Below are 23,097 nucleotides of genomic sequence, written 5' to 3'. Positions count from 1 at the left end.
AACGATCATGACCACGCCCCTGCCCGTTCTCCCGCCCCTCGGCCCGAGCTGGCGTTCCAACCAATCCCACCGCAAGTGGCTGTTCGAACAGGCCGACAACTTGTTCGACTTCTTCCAGCACGCCATCATCAATCCGGCGGGCGGCTTCTTCGATCTCGACGATGCAGGTCATCCCATCGAGATCACCAATCCGGTCCGGCAGATCCACAACACCACCCGCATGGTGCATTGCTTCGCCATCGGCACCCTGCTCGGCCGGCCCGGTTGCGATGCAATCGTCGATCACGGCATGACCTACCTCTGGAATGCGCATCGCGACGCACAGAACGGGGGCTACGTCTGGTCGCTCGATAACAATGGGCCGAAGGACGACACCAAGCAGGCCTATGGGCACGCCTTCGTCCTCCTTGCCGCCTCCAGCGCGAAGACAGTGGGGCATCCGCTCGCAGATCGCCTGATCCAGGACATCACTCAGGTTCTGGAGGAGCGATTCTGGGAGGAGCAGCACGGGGCCGTGACCGAGGAATTCTCCCGCGACTGGCAGCCCCTGAGCCAGTATCGGGGCCAAAATTCCAACATGCACCTGACCGAATCCCTGATGGCGGCCTTCGAGGCCACGGGCGACAGGGCCTATCTCGATAAGGCCGAGCGGATCGCCGGCCTCATCATCGGCCGTCATGCCGCCTCCCTCGGCTATCGCGTGGCCGAGCATTTCCATGCCGATTGGAGCCTGGACAAGGAATACCGCGGCTACGACGTGTTCCGTCCCTATGGCACCACGCCGGGCCATTGGCTCGAATGGGCCCGCCTCGTGCTCCAGCTCTGGACATTGGGCGGCAAGCGCCATGCCTGGATGCCCGAGGCCGCCCGTGAGCTGTTCCGGCAATCCATCGAGCTCGGATGGGACAAGGACAAGGGCGGTTTCTTCTACGCTCTGGACTGGGACGACAGGCCGAGGCTGCCCCAGAAGCTGTGGTGGCCCTGTGCCGAAGCCATCGGGGCAGCGGCGTTCCTGAACGAGCATAGCCCGAGCGACTTCCACGAACAGTGGTATCGCTTCCTCTGGGGCTTCGCAGATCGTTACCTCATCGACCACCGCCATGGCGGATGGCGGCCTGAGCTGACGGAAGACCTGCAGCCGGGAACGAGCCTGTTCACCGGCAAGCCCGATCTCTATCACGCCCTTCAGGCCTGCCTGATTCCTCTGTTCCCGGCGAACGGCAGCCTGACCAAGGTCATCCCGGAGAGCAGCCCTCAGGCCTGAGCCAAATAGTGCTCCAGAGCGTCCCTCTGGGGCATGCCTGCCTGGGCGCCTGCCGTGAGGCAGGATAGGGATGCGGCGGCACAGGCGCGCTCCATGGCGGGTCCGATCTCCAGCCCTTCAGCCAATCCGCCGGCAAGGACGCCGACGAAGGTATCGCCAGCCCCGGTGGTATCGACCGGCGTGATCGGGCGCGCCATGGCATGGGTACGGGCACCATCCGGCGCGACGGCATAGGCCCCGCGCGCTCCGGCCGTGACGATGCAGGTCAGTCCAAAGGAGCGGGAAACGGCTGATCCGGCCTCAAGGAAATCAGCGCCCGCGGACTCACCCAAGACACCGGCGATAGAGAGCGCCTCGTGTTCGTTGACGACGAGGACGTCGGTGGCGGTCAGGAGTTCAGCCATGGCGGAACGTTCCTTGACCAGGGGAACCGGTGCGAAATTCCACACGACCTTGATGCCGGCCCGTCGCGCCCGGGTGGCGACCTCAAGGGTGTCGGCGATCGGCACTTCCATCTGGAGAACCAGAACGGAGGCGTTCGACAGGAGACGATCCGGCAGGTCTGCCGATCGGAGCGCCATATTCGCGCCACTGGCGACAGTGATCGCGTTCTCGCCCGACTTGTCGACTGTGATGAAGGCGCAGCCGGTGGGCTCGTCGACAACCCGGATCGCGCTGACATCCACGCCGTTGTCTTCAAGGTTCTTGAGGCAGGCCATGCCGAAAGGATCGTTGCCAATGGCTCCAGCCATCGCGACCTGGATAGGACCGCCGCGGCTCGACCGAGCGGCTGCGACGGCCTGATTGGCTCCCTTGCCGCCGAAGAAGCTATCGGCCCGGCGCGACAGGACGGTCTCGCCCGGACGGGCGATCCGCTGAACCCGCGCGACAAGGTCCATGTTGATGGAGCCGAATATAACGATCATGCCGCAAATGCCCTCTTTTGAGGCGCTTCCCTTACCATCCGGCAAGCACGATTGGCGAGGGCCGTCGCTGTGATCCCACTCTCGAAGTAGCGCGAGATGAGTCATCCACAGCTATTCCTCCCGCCTACTCTGCAGAGGGATCATGCCCTGGAACCAAGCAGGGTGCCTCAACATTTGACTCGCAGGTACGCGTAGCAGCGGTAAACTGTCATCAGAATCAAAGATAGTTTGCCACTGGCAGCTAGAAGAACAGGCTTTGATGGGCAGGCAGGTTGATCCTCACCTTCTGGATCGCGGAAATCCACCGCCCGCAACGACTCGCTCTCGCATCCACCCTCCTCCTGCAAGTTCCCCCAGACGCCTCTGCGCGGCGCCTGGATAGGTCTCTGTGCGCAGTTTCAAAACCCGGAGTTGGTCATTGAGCAAGCATCATGAGAAGCAGAGACGCAAGACCCGCCGCTCCCTTGAAACAGCGCAGGTCTTCGACCTCACCGGATCGAAATTCCAGGCCGAGCGCAGCCTTCCTCCCATCAAGCCGCTCAATGCAACCCAGGATGACTATCTCGACGCTTTGAAGAACAGCTCCCAGGTCGTCGTCCTTGGACCTGCCGGTACCGGAAAGACCTGGATCGCAGCAACTTACGCGGCAGATCTTTTCCGCCAGCGGCGCATCCGCAAGATCATTCTCACCCGTCCCAATGTCCCGAGCGGCCGTTCCCTCGGCTTCTTTCCCGGTAGTCTCGAGGAGAAATTCGGACCCTGGGCGGCTCCGGTCATCGAGGCCATCAAGGAACGCATCGGTACGGCCGCCTACGAGATCGCGGTCAAGAACGGCGACATCGAGATGGTGCCCTTCGAGGTCATGCGCGGGCGCTCCTGGCGGGACGCCTTCATCCTCCTGGACGAAGCGCAGAATGCCACTCCGGCCGAAATGAAGACCTTCCTTACCCGCATCGGGGAGGATTGCACGGTCGTGATCAACGGAGATGTGAGCCAGTGCGACCTGCGCGAGACGTCGGGTCTGCGCACGGTCATTCACCTGATCAAGTCGCAGATGCTGCCGGTCCCGATCATCGAGTTCACGCTCAATGAGATCGTGCGGTCGGGCGTCTGCGAAATGTGGGTGCGAGCCTTCGAAGAGGTCCACTGCTAAAAACATCGGGCCCGAAAGTGGACAACACTTTCGGGCCCGATTGTGCTTTCATCAGAGGGCGCGCCGCTGGACGCGCAAAGAACGGGTCCACTTTCCGCATGACATGCGGTAGTGAACCCGACCATTCAGAAGCAGGCTGGATGCCTTAGGCGAGCTCGATGGCGCCGACTTCAGGGCCTTTGCGCCCCTCGACTATGGCCACTCGGACTGCCTGGCCCTGCTCGAGCTGGCCGAGGCCTGCGCGCTCCACGACGGAGATGTGCAGGAAGAGATCCTTGCTCTCGCCCTCGACGGACACGAAGCCGTAGCCTTTCACCGAGTCGAACCACTTGACGGTGGCCGGTACCTCCGGCGGACCGCTGACCGGCCGGGCGCTTTGGCCGCCAGTCGGGCGACCGAAACCACCGGACTGGCCGGGACCACCCTGGCCCTGACGCATCGGCCGGGCCGGACGAGCGCCGCGCGGCGGCTCGGGTTCGGCCGTGCTTGTGTCGACGCTGACGATCTCCTGGACCTGCGGGCCCTTCTGGCCCGCGCCGACCCGGATGACCAGGGTCGTACCGGATTCGAGCGCGGTATGGCCCGCCGCCTCGACCTGCCGGATGTGCAGGAAGGCCTCGCCGGAGCCGTCGGTCATCTCGACGAAGCCGAAGCCCTTGTCAGGATTGAACCATTTTACCCGCGCTTCGGTCTCGGGCCCCGAGGCCGGAGCGCCGTAGGATGTCTGCTGCCGCATGGGCCGTTCAAAAGATGTTGGCGGGGCGAATTCGCCCCAGTGATCTTCGGGTTGACCGCCAAATTGACGTCGGCGATCACGGTGATCATTTCCCCGGCCCATCAGGACTGCCTTCTAAAGTCTCAAGTTTCGTAAACGCTATAGGCGTAACGCTCCCAACCATTGAGAGCAAGAAGATAACTACTCATACCTAGACATTTCACGCAAGGTCCCAAAAGGGCACGTCATGCGGATTGTGGGGCGCCGACGCGAGAATTCAGCCCTCCGATCACGGCTTTTAGAACCTGATGGCCGTCCCCCTCCGCCTGCCGGCGGCCGCTCCAGGCATGGATACGCTCATGGATGAAGGCCAGCTTGGCGATCACCGCGGGGGCGAGCACGAAGGGATAGAGGTCCGGCTGGCCCATGCTGCGGTTCAGGGAGTTGACCGCGAAGGTCAGGGGCAGCCAACCCGTGATCAGTCGGTTCAGATCGGTTTCCAGATGCGGATCGAAATCGATCTCCGCCGCAAGCTCGGAACCTCGACTGATCCTGGGACGCACCTTCATTCCGAAAGCGCCGGCCGTCTCCAGGGTGTCGACGATATGGAGATAATGAGCCCAGGTCTCGGCAAAATCTTCCCAAGGGTGCGAGGCGGCATAGGCGCTGACGAACTCTTCCTGCCAATTTTCCTTCGGTCCATGGGAATAATGAGACTTCAGGGCTTCGCCATAATCCTGTCGCTCATCCCCAAAGATGCGGCGAAAGCGTTCCAGGCTGGGATCATCGCGCACCAGCACATTCCAGAAGTAATGGCCGACCTCGTGGCGGAAGTGGCCGAGAAGCGTCCGGTACGGCTCACCCATGCTGTGGCGCCGGCGCTCCCGCTCGGCATCGTCGGCCTCGGCGATGTTGATGGTGATCAGGCCGTTGTCGTGCCCGGTCAGGATGGACGGCCCGTTGGGAGCGTTCTCTGCCGGATCGGCCAGGAAATCGAAGGCCAGCCCCTGCCGATCCTCGGCGCGCGTCGCGAGCGGCAGTCCGAGGCTCAGCAAGGTATAGAACAGACGGCGCTTGGCCGCTTCGAGGCGACGCCACCGACTGAGCGACCGCTCGACGGAGAGATCCGGGACTGTGCGGTTATGCCGGCAAGCACGGCAATAGGGATTGCTCTCCTCCACCGGGATCAGCCAGTTGCACGCATCATATTCCGCATTGACACAGAAGCGGAAGGACCTGTCACGAAGAGCCAGTGCCCTCCAGCGCCCATCTTCCTCAGGCTCGAGAGCACTGATCTCATGGGCTCCCGGCAGGTATCCGAGCCGCCGGCCGCAGCTTTCGCAGCGGCTGTTCTCGAAATAGAGCGGCTGACCGCAGGCCTGACATTCGAAAAGCTTCATGGATCGACCTGCTGTTCGCCTCGGCCGGCTTGGCGCCACCATCACGGCAACGGTCGGCGAACCCGTTGGTTCGCAAGCCTTTGCGCCGTCATCGGCCTGTCACTGCTCATAATTTAGCCTTCCTGCAAAGCGCCTCTCCTTTCATCATGCCCGCACGACGGATCTGATGGTCCGGGCTCCCCATGAGGAGGATAACTCATGATCCATGTTGCCAAGCAGGCGACGCAGGATGGCACGTTCACCGTGTATCTCGGCGACAGGCCGGTCGCCTGGGGTCTGACCAGTCATGCCGCGGATGCCCTCATCGAAAGGCTGCTTCGGCGCTGAAGCGGCGGCCTTCCGCTCCTCGGCGCATGGCGGCCCGGCGGCTGCGGCTGCCGAAAAGGACCGGCGCGAGCGAATGGAAGATTGATGGAACTTGGTGTCTATACCTTTGGCGAACTGACGAGAGATCCTTCCACCGGGCATCTCATCTCCCCGGCGCAGCGGCTGCGCGACCTGATCGAGGAGGTCGCGCTGGCGGATCAGGTCGGCCTGGACGTGTTCGGCCTAGGCGAACACCACCGGCCCGACTATGTGGTCTCCGCCCCGGCGGTCGTGCTGGCCGCGGCCGCCGAGCGCACGAGGCGGATCCGGCTGACCAGCGCCGTGACCGTGCTGAGCTCCGACGATCCCGTCCGGGTGTTCCAGAGTTTCGCCACCCTCGATCTTCTGTCGGGAGGACGGGCCGAAATCATGGCGGGGCGAGGCTCGTTCATAGAATCCTTCCCGCTCTTCGGGTACGATCTCGCCGATTACGACAGCCTCTTCGCCGAGAAACTCGATCTGCTTCTGAGGATCAGGGACGCGGAACGGGTGACGTGGACGGGCCGGCATCGCGCGCCTCTGAAGGATCAGCCGATCTATCCTCGGCCCGTCCAGGAGCCCCTGCCGGTCTGGATTGCGGTGGGCGGAACGCCGCAATCGGTGGTGCGCGCGGGCACGCTCGGGCTGCCCCTTGCCCTCGGCATCATCGGAGGACAGCCGGAGCGCTTCGCGCCGCTCGTCTCACTTTATAGGGAGGCCGGGAGCCGGGCGGGGCACGATGCGGCGAGCCTCAAGGTCGGCATCAACACCCATGCCTACATTGCCGACACCTCGCAACAGGCCGCCGACGAGTTCTTTCCCGCCTATGCGCAGGTAATGACCCGGCTCGGGCGCGAGCGCGGATGGCCGCCCACGACCCGTCCCCAATTCGAGGCCATGCGGCAGCCCCGCGGCGCCCTCGCGGTGGGTGCCCCGCAGGAGATCATCGACAAGATCCTGTTCCAGCACGAGATCTTCCGCCACGACCGATATCTGGCCCAGTTCAGCGTCGGCACCATGCCGCATGCCCAGATCATGCGCTCCATTGAACTTCTCGGCACGAGGGTTGCGCCAGTCGTCCGGGCAGAAATTGCACGCCGAACGGCTGTATAATCGACCCGCCGCCGAGGTCTTTACTTTGGCCGCTCGGCGGCATTACGATGCATTCTTAACACATACTAACCTACGATAGTGATGGCGCGGCAAGCCATCGACTAAAGTTGTTGCAACTGATTCGTTTAATGACGCCGAAAGGCGCTTTTCAGGTGCAGTTCGGCTTGGAGGGGCTATGCACGACGGTCGCCGAAAGCGAGTCCTGATCGTCGAAGACGAGGCGATGATCTCGATGCTGATTGAGGACATGGTTCTCGATCTCGGCTGCGACATCGTCGGCCCTGCCGCGCGTTTGGACCACGCCCTGACCCTCGCCCTTCAGGCGGAGATCGACATCGGAATTCTCGACATCAACGTCGACGGAACCGTCGTCTTTCCCGTCGCGGACGTGCTGCGCTTTCGCGGAATCCCGTTCATCTTCTCGACCGGATACGATTTCCGCTCGTTGCCCGAGCGGTTCCGTGAATGCCCGACCCTGTCGAAGCCGTTCTCCTACGATAATTTCGCCGATACTCTTCGCAATACGCTCGCAGGAACCTCCGACGCGACCGAAATCGCGTAAGAACGCCGCGCGAGGACCGAGGCGAAACGTCCTCGTTACACTCCCGCGACCTGCTCACGATCCACGCGCCGCGACGCGCATCTGCGCCTCCTTCCTCGGCCTCAGGGTCACCTTCATCATCGGCGCAGGCAGGTCGCCCGACGTGCCGCGGAGCCTGACGGCCTGCAGCAGCACCGCCAGGATGGCCACGGCCTCCATGCTGGCGAAGGCGCTGCCGATGCAGATGCGCGGCCCGGCACCGAACGGCATGTAGGCATAGCGATGGCGGCTCTTCGCCTGCTCGGGCGCAAAGCGTTCGGGATCGAACCGCTCGGGCTTCTCCCAGAGCGCCGCATGATGGTGAACCGCATGAATCGGAACGATGAGAACCGCCCCTTCCGGCACCGTGAACCCGCCGAGCGGAAAGGCGCGGGTCGCCGTGCGGGTGATGATCGGCGCAGGCGGGTAGAGCCGCATCGCCTCGGAGAACACCTGCCTTGTATGGGCGAGTTGCGCGATGTGCTCCGGCCGAACGGATTCGCCCTTCGTCACCGCATCGATCTCCGCAAGAACCCGCGCCTCGTGCTCCGGATGGCGAGCCAGCAGCAGGAATGTCCAGGCCAGACCGAGCGCCGTGGTCTCGTGCCCCGCGGTGACGAAGGTCAGGAGATTGTCGGCGATCTCCTCGTCGCTCATCGTCCGGCCGCTCTCGGGGTCGGAAGCAGCGAGGAGCAGGGCCACGAGATCCTCGCGGCCATCGGGCTTCCGCCGACGCTCGGCGATCATCCGCGTGATGGCGGAACGCAGATACGCCGCCGCAGCACTCGCGCGCCGACGGCCGGGATAGGGAAGCCAGTCGGGCGCATCGAGGATGCTCAGCGCAAAAATCCAGCCGGTCGGCTTGAGATAATCGGTGATGCCGCGCTCCACCCGCGCCACGTCGATGCCGCCCGGTCCCGACATCATGGTCTCGACGATGATGTCGAAGGTGGTGCGCATCATCTCGTGGCCGATACCGATGGATGACCCGGGACCGGATGCCAGCCAGCGATCCCGGGTCTTCTCGGCAGCCGCGATCATCGCCGGCAGCAATCCCATGAGCTTCTCGTGCCGGAATGCCGGGGCGACCGACTGGCGCTGCCAGCGCCAATGGGCACCGTCCGCCGTCAGCAAGCCCTGACCGAGCGCCGGCCCGAGAGCGCGCCGGACGTCCTCGCCCTTGTTCAAGACCTCGGCATTGCGGACCAGCGCCTCATGGATCAGGGCCGGATCGGCCAGGAGAATGCGCCGGCGCCCCGCGACCTGCGAATAGACGACGGGTTCGTGGTAGATCTCCGGCGGCAAGGCCCGCAGCGGATCGCGCACCAGGGCGGGAATGACCGTGAGCGGCGAGCGGCGGCTCACCGCCACGCCGGGGCACTGCTCCGAAATCACGGGAAGGGCATCGATGCTCATGAAGGTCCTTCGCAAATGGCATATGCTCAAGCCTGATGCCGGCTGGCACCACGATTTAAGGTATTCACCTTAGACGGACTTTGAATTAAGGTGCTTACCTTAATTCCACAAGTGCGACATCGGGGACCATCCTTGGCCGAGCCAGGACCACCGCCCAAGACCCGGCGCCGCGGCAAAGCGGTCAGCACGCGCGACCATCTCATCGCCGTGTCGCTGGCGCTTTTCAACGAGCGCGGGCCCGATCGGGTGACAACCGCGCAGATCGCTGAAGCGGCAGGGGTCAACGAGGGCAATCTCTATTATTATTTCAAGACCAAGCAGGCCTTGGTTCTGACGATCTTCGACCGCTTCGAGGCGGCGGTCGACCATCTGCTCGCTCGCGACAAGGCCGCGGGTGCCGATCCGGCCGCCTATGTGGCGTTCCTGACCGATTGGTTCGAGATCGTGTGGACCTACCGGTTCCTCTATCGCGACTTCATGGGTCTCATGGCCACGGCGCCCGAGCTACGCCGCCGCATCCGGGCGATCAGCGACCGCATCAGAACGCCGGTCAGGCAGCTCATCGAACACATGCGGGCCGCGGGATTGATGGACCTGTCCGACGAAGCTCTCGATTCCCTGCTCCACAACGTGTGGATCGTGTCGACCTATTGGGTGGTTTATCTCGATGTGCAGGAAGGGGTGCGCGCACTGAAGAAGTCCGATCTCGAATGGGGTCTCAAGCAGGTTGCAAACCTGTTCCAGCCGCACCTGACCGAGGCAGCGCGCCGCTGGCTCGATGCTCAGTCGGAAGCAGGCGGTTCGCCGATTTGAAGCCGCACGTCATCACCGGCCTTGTGCCGGTGATCCCGATTGGATAAAGCGCCGCGTTCTTCTGATCGGGATGGCCGGGACAAGCCCGGCCATGACGTGGAGGATGCAATGGTCTCGCTCCCGAAAAACCACGTAGCCGAGGTGAAGCGAATCCACCCGCTCCAAGAGCGTGCAAAAATCTTGAGCAAGATCTGGTGAAGATCCGGCGGCGACCCAATTTCATCGCTCCGCGTTTATGGCTATTGAGCATTCGAATCTGCTGGAGCTTCTGCCCTCATGAGAACCAAAAAGCCGAAAGGCCCCTTTCGCATCGGGCGATCGCAAACCGGCCTCGGCCTGTTCGCCACCGATGTGATCGAAAAGGACGCCTTCATCATCGAATATGTCGGGCCGAAGATCACGAACGAGGAAGTCCAGCGCCGGCGCAACACCCGCTATCTGTTCGAGGTCAGCAGCCGCTGGACCGTCGACGGTTCGCCGCGATGGAACACCGCGCGCTACATCAACCACGGCTGCCGGCCGAACGCCCAGGCGACCGTGTCCCGGGGACGCATCCGCATCAAGGCGATCAAGCGCATCAAGCCGGGCGACGAGATCACCTACAATTACGGCAAAAACTACTTCGAGACCTTCATCAAGCCGATGGGGTGCAAGTGCCAGTCGTGCGAGCGCAAACGCGCCAAGCAGGCGGCGGCTTGAAGCGGTGACACTCACCACGCAGCGGCCGGTCTTGTGCCGGCCATCCCGATACGGAGAGGCGCGGCGCTTCAACGAAGCGGGATCACCGGCACAGGGCCGGTGATGACGTGGAGGGTGGAAGTGCGCTACTCCGCCCTGAACTCCGCGACCGTCCGTTTCGCACCCTTTTCGTAAAGACGTGCCAGGTGCGCCGTCACCGCGCCCGTAAACCGTGGATCCTTCGGAAGATCGTCCCCGAAGATCTCGCGCACAGCGAACAGGGCGCCGGCGAGCTTCTCGGCCGAGCCCCCTGCCCGGTCGGCAATCTCCCGCAGGCGCGCCGCCATGGGATCGCGCACGTCGATGGGTGCGCCCTTCTCGTCGGTGCCGGTCACATAGCGCATCCAGGCCGCCACTCCGAGGGACAGGCGCGCGATGGATGCGCCGCCCTGCAGGCGGTCGCGGACCGTTCCGAGGAGGCGCTGCGGCAGCTTCTGCGAGCCGTCCATGGCGATCTGCCAGGTGCGGTGCTTCAGGGCCGGGTTCCTGAAGCGTTGGATGAGCGCCCGCTTGTAGGATGCGAGATCGGCTCCCGGCGGCATGTGCAGGGTCGGCGTGACCTCCTCGTCCATGAGCCCTTCGATCAGCCGCACGAAGGCCGGGTCGGCCATGGTGTCGGCAACGGTCTCGTAGCCCGCGAGATAGCCGAGGTAGGCGAGCGTGGAGTGGCTGCCGTTGAGCAGCCTGAGCTTCATGTGCTCATAGGGCTCCACATCGCTGACGAACTCCGCGCCGGCTTTCTCCCAGGCCGGCCGGCCCTGCGGGAAGCGGTCCTCGATCACCCATTGGGTGAAGGGCTCGGTCACGACGGGCCAGGCATCCTCGACGCCGAGAGCCTCGCCGATGCGTTCGCGATCCTGATCGCTCGTCGCCGGAACGATCCGGTCGACCATGGTCGAGGGGCAGGACACCTCGTTGGCCACGAAGCGCCCGAGTTCCGGATCGACCAGTTCGGCGAAGCGGGTGAGCACGCGCTTCACGGTGCGTCCGTTGGACGGAAGGTTGTCGCAGGTGAGAACGGTGAAGGGCGGAATGCCCGCCCGGCGGCGGCGGCGCAGGGCCTCGATGATGAAGCCCGGCGCGGACCGGGGTGTTTTCAGATAGGCGAGATCGTGCACGATGTCAGGATGGTTCTCGTTCAGGGTGCCGGTCGCTGGGTCGTGGCAATAGCCTTTCTCCGTGACCGTCAGCGTGACGAGTCGCGTCTGCGCATCGGCCATTGCGTCGAGGAGATCGTCCGTGGCCCGCGGGGCCACGATGACCCGTCCGATCGACCCGACGACCCGAAGCGCCTCCCCATCCTGCGAGCGGACCGATAACGTGTAGAGACCGTCCTGCGGCTGAAGGGCGTCGTAGGTGTCGGGGCTGCGCAGGCTCGCGGCCACGATCCCCCATCGCGGATCCTCCCCGAGAACGTCATCGGTATAGACCGCCTGATGGGCCCGGTGGAAAGCCCCGACGCCCAAATGCACGATTCCGGTCTTCACCGCCCTCCGGTCATAGGCCGGGCGACGAATGCCCTCCGGCAGATCGCTCAGAGTGTCTTCGTTCAAGCGATCTGGCATTTTGTCCTCGAAGCCTAACCTTAATAGTATTGCGCTCGTTTCCCTCCCCTTTGTGGGGAGGGCCAGGGTGGGGGTGTGAGCGACGACCTGTCAAGCGCTGGCGCCAAACATTCTCATCGCCAACTCCTCCCCACAAGGGAGAGGAGAGACTGCCCAGCCTGATCCTTTTATGAGCCTGCCGCATCAATGCGCCGGCTGCTGCTTCGCGCGGGTGACGATCTGCGTCGGATTGACGAAGCGCAGCGCGATGATGAGCCAGACCAGGGTGGTCACCATATAGATCACCGCCATGGCATCGATCGACTGCACCGCGCGCACGCCGGCCGCGAAGACCGCGTAATAGAGCGCCACCACGAGGGTCTGGCTGGTCGGACCGGCCACCAGGAAGGTGAGCTCGAACATGGCGATGGTGCGCACCAGCACCAGCAGCAGAGCCGCCAGGATGCCCGGCAGGAGCAGCGGCAGGAGCACGTGGATGAAGAGCTTGAAGGTGTTGGCACCGAAGACGCGTGCCGCCGCCTCGATCTTCGGGTCGATCTGCTCGATGAACGGGATCATGACCAGGATCACGAAGGGCACGGTCGGCACGAGATTGGCCGCCACCACGCCCCAGAAGGTGCCGGCAAGCCCCGTCTGGTAGAGCACCGTCGCCAGCGGAATGCCGAAGGTGATCGGCGGGATGAGGAGCGGCAGCAGGAAGAGCAGAACGAGAAGCCGCTTGCCCGGAAATTCGCGCCGCGCCAAGGCATAGGCGGCCGTCACGCCGAGGGCGCCCGAGATGAAGACCACGGCGGCGATCACCTGGAAGGTCACCACGAGGACGTCCCAGAGCTGGAACTCGCTCCAGGCGGAGGAATACCAGCGCGTGGTGAAGGCCACCGGCAACCAGGTGCCGAGCCAGCGGGTGGCAAACGAGCTCGTCACCACGGTGGCGATCATGGCGAAGAGATTGATGACGAAGAAGCCGACGAGGAACCAGATGGCGGCGGCCCAGAGCTTGGAGCCGAGTGTCGTGTCGCGGATCATCGGCTTTATCCTTTCGCCCCGGAGGCAGGACCACGGTAGAACAGCCCGCGGGAAGCAAGCACCGCCACCACGATGGCAAGCTGCACGAACCCCATGATCATCGCGATCGCCGAGGCCATGGAGTAGTCGTATTCCTCGAAGGCCGCCGTGGCCGCGGCGATCGAGATCACGCGGGTGACGCCTGCGGGCTCGCCCAGCAGCACCGCCGAGGGGAACACCGAGAAGGCCTGCACGAAGGACAGGCAGAACGTGATGGCGAAGCCCGGCATCAGGAGCGGCACATAAACGTAGCGGAAGCGCTGCCACGCGCTGGCGCCGAGCGTCGCGGCCGCCTGCTCGAGGGCCGGATCGATGCCCGTCACGTAGGACAGGGTCAGCAGGAACGTAAAGGGAAAGCCCGTGATCACCAGCGAGGCAAAAACGCCCCAGTAATTATGCACGAGCTTCAGGGGCTGCGAGATCAGCCCGAAGGTGATGAGCGTGCGGTTGAACCAGCCCTGCGGCCCGAGATAGTTCAACAGGCCCTCGGCCACGAGGACCGTGCCCAGCGTGATCGGCAGGACCAGGATCGTGGTGAGAAGGCGCTGGCGCCGCATGAGGCGCACGCGGAAGGCGATCGGTACCGCCAGCAGCAGGTTGAGGAGCGTGACGGGCACCGCGAGGCGCAGCGTGTTGGCGATCGTGTCGTAGAGGAACGGATCGGAGAAGAAGCGCTTGTAGTTGGCGAGCCAGTCCCCGCCTGCCTTCGGCTCGAAGGAGAGCACGAAACCGAACGCGAAGGGATAAACGAAGAGCAACAGGGTGAAGATCGCCGCCGGGATGACGAGGAGCGTCACCGCGTCGAAGCCTCGCGCCGCCAGACGCTGGCGCAGGCTGGGGCCGTGCTCGACGGGGGCTGCTTGCGCAAGGGCGTCCATCAATGCCTCCCCTGGATCGGCTCCGCGAAGACGAGCACGCGCCCGTCGTCCGCCCGCAGATGCACGTGCGATCCGGGCTCGACCGGCTGGTGCGACCGGAACACGAAATCGAGCCCGCCGGCCGAATGGGCCGTGCCGACGAATTCGCGCCCGCGATACTCGATGGTGTCGACGGTTGCCGCGATGGCGTTCGTTCCCGCCTCGCCGACCATCAGGTCGTCCGGACGGATCGCCGCGTAGGCCGGTGATCCCGCAGACAGGCTCTCGCGGGCGACGCCGCTGATCCGCGCGCCTTCGACATCGAGCACGGCGCGGCCGCCTTCGCTGCCGACCACCTTGCCTTTCAGCTTGTTGCGGAAGCCCATGAAGTCGGCCACGTCCAGGTGGCCGGGCGCTTCGTAGAGCTCCTTCGGCGTTCCCACCTGGCGGATCACTCCGTCGCGCAGCACCACGATGCGGTCGGCGAGCGACAGGGCCTCGTCCTGATCGTGCGTCACGTAAATCGTCGTGGCGCCGAGCTCGTTGTGGATGCGCCGGATCTCCGCGCGCATCTCGAGGCGCAGCTTGGCGTCGAGGTTCGAGAGCGGCTCGTCCATCAGCACGAGCGGCGGCTCGATGACGATGGCGCGGGCGATCGCCACGCGCTGCTGCTGGCCGCCGGAGAGCTGGCCCGGCAGCTTGTTCTCCTGGCCGTTCAGGCGGACGAGGTTGATCGCCTCGTCGACCTTGCGGTCGATCTCGGCCTTGGGCTTGCCGCGCATCTTGAGCCCGAAGCCGATGTTCTGGCGCACGTTGAGATGGGGAAAGAGCGCGTAGTTCTGGAACACCATGCCGAACCCGCGCTCCTCGGGGCGAAGCGTGTCGACCCGGCTCTTGTCGAGCCAGATCGCCCCGCCCGTCACAGGCAGAAGACCCGCGATGCAGTTCAACGTGGTCGATTTCCCGCAACCGGAAGGTCCGAGCAGCGCGATGAACTCGCGCCGCCGGATGGTCAGGGAGACGTCGCGCAGAGCGTTGAGCGCCCCGAAGTCGCGGCTCACGCGATCGAGCCGGACTTCGTCGAACTGGGAAAGGGCAATGGTCATCGCGGGTCCTTGTCTGTCGTCTTACTTGCGCGGTCTTATTTTCTCTTGCCGCCGCCGACCTGCTCGTCCCACAGGCGGAAGGCGACCACCATCTGCTCGGGTTGGAGCGGCAATTCGATCGGGTTCTCGGCGATCCACTTCTCGTATTCGGGACGGCCGTATTCCTTGATCGCCGCCTGGCTTTCCGCCGGCGCCATGTCGAGGGTCACGCCCTTCACGGCCGGGCCCGGATAGAAATATCCCTCGTCATAGGTGTAAGCCTGCTGCTCCTTGGTGAGCAGGAAGCTCATGAGGTCGAGGAGGACGGCCTGCTTCTCGTTCGACAGCCCCTTGGGCACGCACATGTAGTGAGCATCCGCCACCCAGTGGAAGCCCTTGAGCGCCGCTACCTTGGCCTCCTTCGGCACGACGCCGAGGACACGCGGGTTGATATCCCAGCCGGTGGTCGACACGGTCATGTCACGGGAGCCTTCGCCGAGCTCCTTCATCACCGCGCCGGTGCCGGACGGGTAGTACTCGATGTTCTGCCCGAGCTCCTTCAGGTAGGCCCAGGTCTTGTCCCAGCCCTTGGCAGGGTCCTGCGGGTTGCTGTCGCCGAGGATATAGGGCAGGCCCATGATGAAGGTGCGGCCCGGACCGGAATTCGCCGGGCGCGCGTAGAGGAAGCGTCCTGGATTGGCCTTGGTGTAGGCCAGCAGCTCTTCCGCCGTCGTCGGCACATTCTTGACCTTGTCGGGCATGTATTCGAGCAGCGGACCCGACGGGTAATAGGTCACCACGACGCCCTGGCCTTTGGCCAGCCCCTGCATCTTGGCGGCAGCCGGCAGATAGATGTCGTCGAGCTTCGGAAGAGAATTGGCATGGTCCGGGATCAGGTCGACCCAGAGCTTCTGCTCGATGCCGGCGGAGAGCGCATCGGTTCCGGTGAGCACGAGGTCGATGTCGACGCGGCCCGCATCCTGCTGCGCCTTGATCTTGCCGGCGAGTTCCGGCGCCGTCGCCTTCGTGAAGGTGATGCGCGAAACGACGTTGGGCTTGGCCTTGCGGTAGTTCTCGATGGCCTTCTGGGTCAGCGCCAGGTTGCCGGCCACGTCGATGATGTTCAGCGTAACCGGGCTCGTGGGCAGGGTCGCCTGCGCGAAGCTCGGTCCACCGAGGGCTGCAGCGCCCGCGGCTCCGGCGACACCGCCGACGAAAGTCCGCCTGGTGATCAGGTTCGTCATGTCTTCCTCCCGTTCTGTGCGACATGGCTCATGCGCGGCCATGTCCCGTGTCACAGCTTGTAGGCCTCTTTGGCGAGGCGATAGGCGAGATCGTAGGCCACCTCGTGCGCCTCGTCCTCGTCGAGGCGATGGGTCGTCACGAGGTTGGCGAGATAGGCGCAGTCGACCCGGCGGGCCACGTCGTGCCTAGCCGGGATTGACAGGTAGGCGCGCGTGTCGTCGTTGAAGCCGACCGTGTTGGAGAAGCCCGCCGTCTCGGTGGTAAGTTCGCGGAAACGGCGCATGCCTTCCGGCGAGTCGAAGAACCACCAGGCAGGACCGAGCTTCAACGCCGGATAATGGCCGGCAAGCGGCGCGAGCTCGCGTGAATAGCTCGTCTCGTCGAGGGTGAAGACGATGAGCGTGAAGTTCGTCTCATTGCCGAAGCGGTCGAGCAGCGGCTTCAGGGCGCGCACATAGTCCGTCTGCAGCGGAATGTCGGCGCCCATGTCGCGGCCGAAGCGGCGGAAGAGCGCATCGTTGTGATTGCGGAAGGAGCCGGGATGGAGCTGCATCACCATGCCGTCCTCGACGCTCATGACGGCCATCTCGGTCAGCATCTGGGCGCGGAACAGCTCGGCATCCTCCGGCCGAGCATCGCCCGTCGAGACGCGGCGGAACAGCGCCTCGGCATCGGCCGGCGAGAGATTGGCCGTGCGTGCGGTCGGATGGCCGTGATCCGTGGAGGTTGCGCCGTATTGGCGGAAGAAGGCGCGTCGCTTGCGATGCGCCTCCAGATAGCCGCTCCAGGTAGCGGTATCGCAGCCGGTGATCTCACTGAGGCGCACGAGGTTCTCGCGGAAGCCTTCGAATTCGGGATCGATGACCGGATCCGGCCGATAGGCGGTCACCACCCGTCCCGTCCAGCCCGATTGCTGGATGGTCTCGTGGTGCTTCAGCGGATCGAGCGGGCTTTCCGTGGTAGCAATGGCCTCGATGCGGAAGCGTTCGAAGAGCGCGCGCGGGCGGAATTCCGACGTGCGCAGGGCTGCATCGATGCGGTCGTAATAGGCATCCGCATTCGCGGCCGACAGCCGCTCGGTAAAGCCAAACAGGGTCGCGAAGGTATGATCGAGCCACAGACGCGTGGGCGTGCCGCGGAAGAGATGGTAGTGCGAGGCGAAGCGGCGCCAGATCGCCCGCGGATCGCCCTCGACGGCGCTGCCGTCCTTCGCCGCGAGACCAAGATCCTCCAGCCGCACGCCCTGGCTGTAGAGCATGCGGAAGACGTAATGGTCGGGAATGACGAAGAGCGTCGCCGGATCAGGGAACGGCTCGTTCTCCGCATACCAGCGCGGATCCGTGTGCCCGTGCGGCGAGATGATGGGCAGATCCCGCACCCGCTCGTAGAGCCGGCGCGCCACCTCGCGGCTGGCGGGATCGACAGGAAACAGCCGGTCCGGGTGGATCAGCATGGCGTACTCCCTCGGCACTTCGCCCGAACCCGTTTCCACGGCCGGTCGCGAGCGCCTCATTGAGCAAACCTTAAAACGATCCACGATCCGTTGCAATGGTCTACTAGTATGGTAGTGTGCCACTTATGACGAATAGACCAGCCCTTGCGAAGCTCGATCTCAGCCGCGAACCCATGGCCCGGCAGGTCACGCGCGCGCTTCGCCAGGCCATCGTCAGCATGAAGATCGCGCCGGGCGAGATGCTGTCGGAACAGGACCTGGCGCAGCGATTCGGGGTCAGCCGCTCGCCGGTCCGCGAAGCCCTGATCAAGCTCAGCGAGGCCGGCCTCGTCCGGGTCCTGCCCCAGCGCGGCACTCAGGTGGTCAAGATCTCGCGGGCCGCCGTCGAAGATGCGCGCTTCATCCGCGTGGCGGTCGAGTGCGCCGTCGTGCGCGAAGCGGCCCTGAAAGCCTCGCCCGTGATGCTGGCGGAACTGAACGCCAGCCTGACCCGGCAACGCCGCGTGCAGCGCTCGACCTCCTCCGACGATTTCATGGACCTCGACGAGGAATTCCACCGCCTCCTGGCGGAGGCGGCCGGACGGCCCGCCGCGTGGCGCATGATCGAGGACGTCAAGCCGCAGATGGACCGGGTGCGCTATCTCGACGTGAAGCAGGCGACCCCACGCCATCTCATCGTCGCGCAGCACGCCTTGATCGTGGATGCCATCAAGGCGTCCGATCCGGTTGCAGCCGAAAAGGCCATGCATCAGCACCTCAGCGAGATCCTGCGTTCCCTTCCTGAGCTGGCCGCACGATATCCGGACCTCTTCGAGCCCGAGACAGACGTTCTGCCGGAGGTGCTCAGCGCGTGATGGTTATCGAAAAGGAATTCAGAACCTCCGCCGACGTCCACGTTCGGCCCCACCTTTGAGAGGCAATCATGGAACAGACCTGGCGCTGGTTCGGCCCTGAAGACGTCGTTCAGTTGTCCCATGTCCGGCAGACAGGCGCGACGGGCATCGTCACCGCCCTGCATCAGATCCCCTATGGGGTGATCTGGAGCGTCCAGGAGATCGAGAAGCGCAAAGCGATGATCGCGGCCGATCCTTCGCTCGGATTGCGGTGGAGCGTGGTCGAAAGCCTGCCGATCCATGAGCGCATCAAGATCGGCGAAGGCGACCTGACGGCCCTGTTCGACAATTACCGGCAATCCATGCGCAACCTCGCGCAATGCGGCGTCACCACGATCTGCTACAATTTCATGCCGGTGGTCGATTGGACCCGCACGGAACTGGCCTATCCCCTGCCCGGCGGCGGCACGGCCCTGCGCTTCAACATTCATGAATTCGCGGCCTTCGATTGCTTCATGCTGGAGCGTTCGGGCGCGGAGGCGGATTATGCGCCCGATGTTGTCAGGCGCGCGAAGGAATGGCATCTGGGCTCGTCGGAAGCCGACCGGCGCAAGCTTCTCTCCAACATCATGGCTGGCCTGCCGGGCGCCTATGACCGCTACGACGTTCCCGGCCTGCGCGTCATGCTGGACCGCTACAGGGAGATCGACGCCGCAACCCTTCGCGAGAACCTCGCGCGATTCCTTCGAGAGGTGATCCCGACAGCGGAGGAAGTCGGGATCCGGATGTGCATCCATCCCGACGATCCGCCCCGTCCGCTCATGGGACTGCCGCGTATCGTGTCCAACGCGGACGATGTCGCCTTCATCCTCGATGCGGTCGATTCGCCTGCCAACGGCCTCACGCTCTGCAGCGGCTCGCTCGGAGCCAATCCCGTCAACGACGTTCCGGCCATCGCGAAGCGCTTTTCAAGCCGGATCTGGTTTGCCCACCTGCGCAATGTCGCGAAGGAGCCTGACGGCTCCTTCATGGAAGCCGAACATCTCGGGGGCGACACGGACATGGTGGCTCTGGTCACGGTGCTGCTCGAAGAGCAGAAGCGCCGGAAGGATGCGGGCCACCCACATTGGCGCATCCCCATGCGCCCGGACCACGGGCACGAATTGCTCGATGATGTCGGCAGGCCCACCCATCCAGGCTATCCCATCATCGGACGCATGCGAGGACTGGCCGAGCTGCGCGGCGTGATGCAGGCCGTCTCGGCGCTGCGCGGTTTGCCGCTTTAAGCGTTCATCCTCGTCGCATCTGGTCCGGAACAATACCTTCAACGTCATGGCCGGGCTTGTCCCGGCCATCCCAATCCTGTGAAGCGCAGCGCCTCAATCCATCGGGATCACCGGCACAAGGCCGGTGATGACAGGAACCGACAGCGGATAGGATGCAAAAACCTACCCCAGCAAGTTGCGTAACGTCCGCATGAACACGCGGGCTCCGATGCCGATCAGGTCGTCGGGGAAATCGTAGTCGGGATTGTGCAGGCTCGGGTGGTTCTTGCCGGCCCCGAGAAAGAACATGGCCGCAGGCGCCCTCTGGCCGAAGCGGCCGAAATCCTCGGAAGCTCGCAGGGGCAGATTGCCCGTGTCATGCGACACCCCCTCTTCATCCAGCGCCCGGCGAAGATGGGAGACGGCCTCCGGTGCGTTCTCGCAATGCTGGAAGATGTCGTCGTGGGAAATCTCGACGCTGAGGCCCTTCTCCCGGGCCGCGCTCAGCACGAGATGCTCGGCACTCACGCATAGATCTTCCATGCCGCCGTCGGTCAGCGTGCGCAGGGTCGCCCAGATCTCGGCGCGCGCCGGGGCCACGCCGAAGGCGGGCTCGCCGATCTTGGCATGGGTGATTGTCACCATGGCGAAATCATCATCCATCGGGCCACCTCGGCCAAGGGCCGTCAACGCCGGCATCAGCTCGGCCACGACAGGCACGGGCGAGGTCCCGGTCTCGGGCATGGACGCATGGGCAGTCTTGCCGGTGAGGACGATGCGCATGCCCCGGGACGCGCAATTGACCGGTCCCTCCGCCAGCGCCACATGCCCGAACGGCAGGCCCGGGAGATTGTGGAGGGCGAAGGCGAAATCGGGCGAGATCTCACGGAAGCGCGGATCGGCCACGACGGCTGCCGCTCCGGACCCGTCCTCCTCCGCCGGCTGGAACAACAGGATGGCGCGTCCGCGCTGCGGGCGCCGACGGCCGAGAGCGCGTGCCAGACCGGCCAGGATGGCCATGTGCCCGTCATGTCCGCACAGGTGTGCTTTGCCTGGAATGATCGAGCGATGGGGCGCGTCGGAGATCTCCTCGATCGGCAACGCGTCGAGTTCCGCGCGGACCAGGACGGTCGGCCCCGGCGCCTTGCCTTCATAGATCGCCGCAATCCCGTGGCCGCCGAGGCCCGTGACGATCCGGTCCGGACCCGTGGGGGCCAGGAACGCCCGAACGTCCCGTGCCGTCTGACCTTCCTCCCTGGAGAGTTCAGGTGTGCGGTGGAGCTTGCGCCGAAACGCCACCAGATCGACCATGTCCTCGTTGGTCAAAACCATGGATCGCCTCCATGCCGGAGCATGACGGGAGCAGAACCGCTCGACCGACGACAGCCCGGCCTGTTTCGGCCCGACGTTATGGCCCAAAGAGCCGGCCTTGATCAAGTCGTCGAAAAGTCGGTGTCGACGGATCAATCGGGGTTCCCATCGTGGCTGGAGATCCCAGATTGCTGAGTGCGCCGGGTCACGTTAGGTTACGCCAGAAGCTCCCGGAAATTCCCATCGATGCTCGCCTCATGAACCTGTTCGCCTTTGGCCTCGGCTATTCCGTCCGCCAGTTCCTCAGCTTGTACCGCGAGCGATTCAAAGAGATCGGCGGCACGGTGCGCTCGCCGGAGAAAGCCCGGGCGATGGCGGCCGAGGGGATCCAAGCCTATCGGTTCGACGGTTCCGGCTACGATTCCGGTATTCTCGAGAGGATCGCCCGCGCGGATGCGCTCCTCGTCTCCGTGCCTCCCGCCAGTGAGACGGACCCGGTGCTGGAGCATTTTGCCGAGGCGATCGCGTCGTCGGCGCCTCGTCTGCGCTGGATCGGCTATCTGTCGACGGTGGGCGTCTACGGCGATGCAGGCGGCGCCTGGGTGGACGAGACGACGCCGCCCAACCCGGCGACGCTCCGCTCCCGCCAACGCATCGGCGCCGAACGGCAATGGCTCGCGCTCGGCGAGAGTGCTCCCTTTACGGTGCAGATCTTCCGGCTCGCTGGCATCTATGGTCCGGGCCGCAACGCCCTGGTGAAGATCGTGGACGGCACCGCCAAGCGCATCGTCAAGAAGGGGCAGGTGTTCAACCGGATCCACACGGCCGACATCGCCCAGGTGCTTATGGCCTCGATCGAACGTCCAAGCCGGAATGCCATCTACAACGTCGCCGACGACGAGCCGGGCCCGCCGCAGGACGTCATCGCCTATGCGGCCGAACTGCTCGGACGCGAACCTCCGCCTGAGGTTCCATTCGAGGAAGCCGACCAGACGCCAATGGCGCGCTCGTTCTATTCGGACAACAAGCGCGTTCGGAACACGCGCATCAAGACGGAACTCGGCGTGAGGCTCCGCTACCCCACCTACCGCGAGGGCCTGCAGGCTCTCCTCGACGCCGGCGAGGGACTACGCGGGAGCGCTGACGTCGGCGGACCGAGATAATTTTTTGCCCAAGGCCATCACGAGCGGCTTGAGATGATAGCTGTCCTGCGGCATCGCGCCGACCGGCCAACCGGCTTTCTCGACAGCCTCCGCTGTCACCGGTCCGACAGCGGCGACCATGATCCGCTGCATGGCCGTGTCGAGTTCTGCCGCCAGTGAGAACCGCCGGGCAACCTCCTGCAGCCGCCGCACCTGCGCCGTGCTGGTGAAGGCGATCAGGTCGACGGTGCCGGACGCAAGCTCACGGATGAAATGGAGGACCCGTTCGTCCTCTTCGTCCGAGGCATAGCGGTAGCTCAGGACCGGATCGACCTGCGCGCCTCTCGTTTCGAGAAAGCTCCGCAAGGTCTCCTCGCCGCCCGGATAGAGCAGCACGCCAATGCACTTGCCCTCAACGCCGAGCCCGGACAGCGTCACCGTCAATCCGGCCGTCGTCGGCTCCTCGGCCATCATGTCCGGCGCGAGCCCGATGCCGCGCAGGACCTTCGCCGGCTTCGGGCCACGCGCGACCTTGAAGGTTCTGCTCAGGGCGGAAATTACCTCCGCTTCCATGCCTCTCCGGCGCGCAAAGCCAAGAAGGCGGGACAATCCCTCCCCCGTGTAGAGAACCACGATGTCATGTCGGCCTTCGATCAGCCTGTCGAGCCAGGCGTCGACCAGGGCGGAATCCTCCACGTCGTGGATCGACACGAGCGGGCAGCGAACGGCGACGGCGCCGTGCCGTTCGAGCATCCGCGTGAACAGGTCGAGTTCCCGGCTCTCGGGTACGGCGATGCGGCGTCCTTCCAGCAT

The 23,097-nt window shown here is 64.5% G+C and carries 22 protein-coding genes; 10 read left to right on the top strand and 12 right to left on the bottom strand.

The genetic code is table 11. The features are described from left to right. Positions 1-7 precede the first annotated feature (7 nt). Positions 8-1,264: an AGE family epimerase/isomerase gene (locus tag VB672_RS09500; protein WP_329783943.1), complete on the top strand. Its 1,257-nt coding sequence runs from the start codon at positions 8-10 to the stop codon at positions 1,262-1,264. Here VB672_RS09500 and VB672_RS09495 read toward each other — a convergent pair. After that, complete coding sequence (locus VB672_RS09495) at positions 1,255-2,190, bottom strand: ribokinase (RefSeq protein ID WP_329783942.1); 936 nt, start codon at positions 2,188-2,190, stop codon at positions 1,255-1,257. The two genes, VB672_RS09500 and VB672_RS09495, sit on opposite strands and share 10 nt — an antisense overlap. Positions 2,191-2,608: 418 nt before the next feature. On the opposite strand from VB672_RS09495, the gene VB672_RS09490 reads away from it, so the two are divergent. Continuing rightward, positions 2,609-3,343, top strand: coding sequence for a PhoH family protein (locus tag VB672_RS09490; RefSeq protein ID WP_442931970.1), 735 nt, complete (start codon positions 2,609-2,611; stop codon positions 3,341-3,343). A 145-nt stretch (positions 3,344-3,488) separates the two neighbouring features. Here the strand turns inward: VB672_RS09490 and VB672_RS09485 are convergent, their stop codons facing one another. Beyond that, positions 3,489-4,079, bottom strand: a complete 591-nt coding sequence (locus VB672_RS09485; protein WP_329783941.1) for a cold-shock protein — start codon at positions 4,077-4,079, stop codon at positions 3,489-3,491. A gap of 224 nt (positions 4,080-4,303) precedes the next feature. Continuing rightward, positions 4,304-5,458, bottom strand: coding sequence for a zinc-binding metallopeptidase family protein (locus VB672_RS09480; RefSeq protein ID WP_329783940.1), 1,155 nt, complete (start codon positions 5,456-5,458; stop codon positions 4,304-4,306). A gap of 198 nt (positions 5,459-5,656) precedes the next feature. On the opposite strand from VB672_RS09480, the gene VB672_RS09475 reads away from it, so the two are divergent. The 3 genes from VB672_RS09475 to VB672_RS09465 all read left to right on the top strand — a co-directional run bounded on the left by VB672_RS09475 (position 5,657) and on the right by VB672_RS09465 (position 7,478). Continuing rightward, the gene (locus VB672_RS09475) at positions 5,657-5,785 is read left to right on the top strand and encodes a hypothetical protein (protein ID WP_329783939.1); all 129 of its coding nucleotides are present in this window, start codon (positions 5,657-5,659) and stop codon (positions 5,783-5,785) included. Positions 5,786-5,869: 84 nt separating this feature from the next. Further along, a complete protein-coding gene (locus VB672_RS09470) occupies positions 5,870-6,916 on the top strand; it encodes an LLM class flavin-dependent oxidoreductase (protein ID WP_329783938.1) in 1,047 nt (348 codons plus the stop codon). A 175-nt stretch (positions 6,917-7,091) separates the two neighbouring features. Next, positions 7,092-7,478, top strand: coding sequence for a response regulator (locus VB672_RS09465; protein ID WP_329783937.1), 387 nt, complete (start codon positions 7,092-7,094; stop codon positions 7,476-7,478). 54 nt (positions 7,479-7,532) lie between these two features. On the opposite strand, the gene VB672_RS09460 is transcribed toward VB672_RS09465, so the two are convergent. After that, positions 7,533-8,912 carry a cytochrome P450 gene (locus tag VB672_RS09460; RefSeq protein WP_329783936.1) on the bottom strand — a complete coding sequence of 460 codons (1,380 nt, stop codon included), beginning with the start codon at positions 8,910-8,912 and terminating at the stop codon, positions 7,533-7,535. Positions 8,913-9,044: 132 nt separating this feature from the next. On the opposite strand from VB672_RS09460, the gene VB672_RS09455 reads away from it, so the two are divergent. Together VB672_RS09455 and VB672_RS09450 are read left to right on the top strand one after the other, a co-directional pair. Next, on the top strand, positions 9,045-9,725 hold the full coding sequence (locus VB672_RS09455; protein WP_329783935.1) for a TetR/AcrR family transcriptional regulator: 681 nt from the start codon (positions 9,045-9,047) through the stop codon (positions 9,723-9,725). A 276-nt stretch (positions 9,726-10,001) separates the two neighbouring features. Further along, on the top strand, positions 10,002-10,424 hold the full coding sequence (locus VB672_RS09450; protein WP_329783934.1) for an SET domain-containing protein: 423 nt from the start codon (positions 10,002-10,004) through the stop codon (positions 10,422-10,424). Positions 10,425-10,549: 125 nt separating this feature from the next. On the opposite strand, the gene VB672_RS09445 is transcribed toward VB672_RS09450, so the two are convergent. From VB672_RS09445 to uxaC, 6 genes are all read right to left on the bottom strand, one after another. Further along, positions 10,550-12,028 carry a mannitol dehydrogenase family protein gene (locus VB672_RS09445; RefSeq protein ID WP_329783933.1) on the bottom strand — a complete coding sequence of 493 codons (1,479 nt, stop codon included), beginning with the start codon at positions 12,026-12,028 and terminating at the stop codon, positions 10,550-10,552. 183 nt (positions 12,029-12,211) lie between these two features. Then, positions 12,212-13,054 (bottom strand): ABC transporter permease, encoded by an 843-nt coding sequence (locus tag VB672_RS09440; RefSeq protein ID WP_329783932.1) that lies wholly within the window; start codon positions 13,052-13,054, stop codon positions 12,212-12,214. Between the two features lie 5 nt (positions 13,055-13,059). Beyond that, the gene (locus tag VB672_RS09435) at positions 13,060-13,971 is read right to left on the bottom strand and encodes an ABC transporter permease (RefSeq protein WP_329783931.1); all 912 of its coding nucleotides are present in this window, start codon (positions 13,969-13,971) and stop codon (positions 13,060-13,062) included. Continuing rightward, complete coding sequence (locus tag VB672_RS09430) at positions 13,971-15,056, bottom strand: ABC transporter ATP-binding protein (protein WP_329783930.1); 1,086 nt, start codon at positions 15,054-15,056, stop codon at positions 13,971-13,973. Before VB672_RS09430 ends, VB672_RS09435 begins: the two co-directional genes overlap by 1 nt. 35 nt (positions 15,057-15,091) lie before the next feature. Then, positions 15,092-16,279, bottom strand: coding sequence for an ABC transporter substrate-binding protein (locus tag VB672_RS09425; protein WP_329783929.1), 1,188 nt, complete (start codon positions 16,277-16,279; stop codon positions 15,092-15,094). A 50-nt stretch (positions 16,280-16,329) separates the two neighbouring features. Next, on the bottom strand, positions 16,330-17,733 hold the full coding sequence (gene uxaC, locus VB672_RS09420; protein WP_329784072.1) for a glucuronate isomerase: 1,404 nt from the start codon (positions 17,731-17,733) through the stop codon (positions 16,330-16,332). A gap of 125 nt (positions 17,734-17,858) precedes the next feature. Here uxaC and VB672_RS09415 point away from each other — a divergent pair, with 125 nt between their 5' ends. Beyond that, complete coding sequence (locus VB672_RS09415) at positions 17,859-18,587, top strand: GntR family transcriptional regulator (protein WP_329783928.1); 729 nt, start codon at positions 17,859-17,861, stop codon at positions 18,585-18,587. Positions 18,588-18,655: 68 nt separating this feature from the next. Next, positions 18,656-19,852: a mannonate dehydratase gene (gene uxuA / locus VB672_RS09410; RefSeq protein WP_329783927.1), complete on the top strand. Its 1,197-nt coding sequence runs from the start codon at positions 18,656-18,658 to the stop codon at positions 19,850-19,852. Between the two features lie 162 nt (positions 19,853-20,014). Here the strand turns inward: uxuA and VB672_RS09405 are convergent, their stop codons facing one another. Further along, entirely contained in the window at positions 20,015-21,163 is a 1,149-nt protein-coding gene (locus VB672_RS09405) for an amidohydrolase (protein WP_329783926.1), read from the bottom strand. Positions 21,164-21,399: 236 nt separating this feature from the next. Here VB672_RS09405 and VB672_RS09400 point away from each other — a divergent pair, with 236 nt between their 5' ends. Next, a complete protein-coding gene (locus VB672_RS09400; protein ID WP_329783925.1) occupies positions 21,400-22,305 on the top strand; it encodes an SDR family oxidoreductase in 906 nt (301 codons plus the stop codon). Here VB672_RS09400 and VB672_RS09395 read toward each other — a convergent pair. Beyond that, positions 22,270-23,097 carry a uroporphyrinogen-III synthase gene (locus tag VB672_RS09395; RefSeq protein WP_329783924.1) on the bottom strand — a complete coding sequence of 276 codons (828 nt, stop codon included), beginning with the start codon at positions 23,095-23,097 and terminating at the stop codon, positions 22,270-22,272. The genes VB672_RS09400 and VB672_RS09395 overlap by 36 nt on opposite strands.

Source organism: Microvirga sp. CF3016 (genome assembly GCF_036314085.1).
In the GTDB taxonomy this organism is placed as follows: domain Bacteria; phylum Pseudomonadota; class Alphaproteobacteria; order Rhizobiales; family Beijerinckiaceae; genus Microvirga.
The sequence above is the reverse complement of the archived record's forward strand: the minus strand, read 5'-3'. Positions and strand labels throughout refer to the sequence as shown.

Bases quoted from the DNA above. Each gene is read 5' to 3' on its own strand.
- VB672_RS09400 (WP_329783925.1), top strand. From the start codon at position 21,400: ATGAACCTGTTCGCCTTTGGCCTCGGCTATTCCGTCCGCCAGTTCCTC.
- VB672_RS09440 (WP_329783932.1), bottom strand. From the start codon at position 13,054: ATGATCCGCGACACGACACTCGGCTCCAAGCTCTGGGCCGCCGCCATC.
- VB672_RS09415 (WP_329783928.1), top strand. From the start codon at position 17,859: ATGACGAATAGACCAGCCCTTGCGAAGCTCGATCTCAGCCGCGAACCC.
- VB672_RS09425 (WP_329783929.1), bottom strand. From the start codon at position 16,279: ATGACGAACCTGATCACCAGGCGGACTTTCGTCGGCGGTGTCGCCGGA.
- VB672_RS09475 (WP_329783939.1), top strand. From the start codon at position 5,657: ATGATCCATGTTGCCAAGCAGGCGACGCAGGATGGCACGTTCACCGTG.
- VB672_RS09405 (WP_329783926.1), bottom strand. From the start codon at position 21,163: ATGGTTTTGACCAACGAGGACATGGTCGATCTGGTGGCGTTTCGGCGC.
- uxaC (WP_329784072.1), bottom strand. From the start codon at position 17,733: ATGCTGATCCACCCGGACCGGCTGTTTCCTGTCGATCCCGCCAGCCGC.
- VB672_RS09500 (WP_329783943.1), top strand. From the start codon at position 8: ATGACCACGCCCCTGCCCGTTCTCCCGCCCCTCGGCCCGAGCTGGCGT.
- VB672_RS09430 (WP_329783930.1), bottom strand. From the start codon at position 15,056: ATGACCATTGCCCTTTCCCAGTTCGACGAAGTCCGGCTCGATCGCGTG.
- VB672_RS09445 (WP_329783933.1), bottom strand. From the start codon at position 12,028: ATGCCAGATCGCTTGAACGAAGACACTCTGAGCGATCTGCCGGAGGGC.
- VB672_RS09450 (WP_329783934.1), top strand. From the start codon at position 10,002: ATGAGAACCAAAAAGCCGAAAGGCCCCTTTCGCATCGGGCGATCGCAA.
- VB672_RS09435 (WP_329783931.1), bottom strand. From the start codon at position 13,971: ATGGACGCCCTTGCGCAAGCAGCCCCCGTCGAGCACGGCCCCAGCCTG.
- uxuA (WP_329783927.1), top strand. From the start codon at position 18,656: ATGGAACAGACCTGGCGCTGGTTCGGCCCTGAAGACGTCGTTCAGTTG.
- VB672_RS09480 (WP_329783940.1), bottom strand. From the start codon at position 5,458: ATGAAGCTTTTCGAATGTCAGGCCTGCGGTCAGCCGCTCTATTTCGAG.
- VB672_RS09395 (WP_329783924.1), bottom strand. From the start codon at position 23,097: ATGCTGGAAGGACGCCGCATCGCCGTACCCGAGAGCCGGGAACTCGAC.
- VB672_RS09460 (WP_329783936.1), bottom strand. From the start codon at position 8,912: ATGAGCATCGATGCCCTTCCCGTGATTTCGGAGCAGTGCCCCGGCGTG.
- VB672_RS09495 (WP_329783942.1), bottom strand. From the start codon at position 2,190: ATGATCGTTATATTCGGCTCCATCAACATGGACCTTGTCGCGCGGGTT.
- VB672_RS09470 (WP_329783938.1), top strand. From the start codon at position 5,870: ATGGAACTTGGTGTCTATACCTTTGGCGAACTGACGAGAGATCCTTCC.
- VB672_RS09465 (WP_329783937.1), top strand. From the start codon at position 7,092: ATGCACGACGGTCGCCGAAAGCGAGTCCTGATCGTCGAAGACGAGGCG.
- VB672_RS09485 (WP_329783941.1), bottom strand. From the start codon at position 4,079: ATGCGGCAGCAGACATCCTACGGCGCTCCGGCCTCGGGGCCCGAGACC.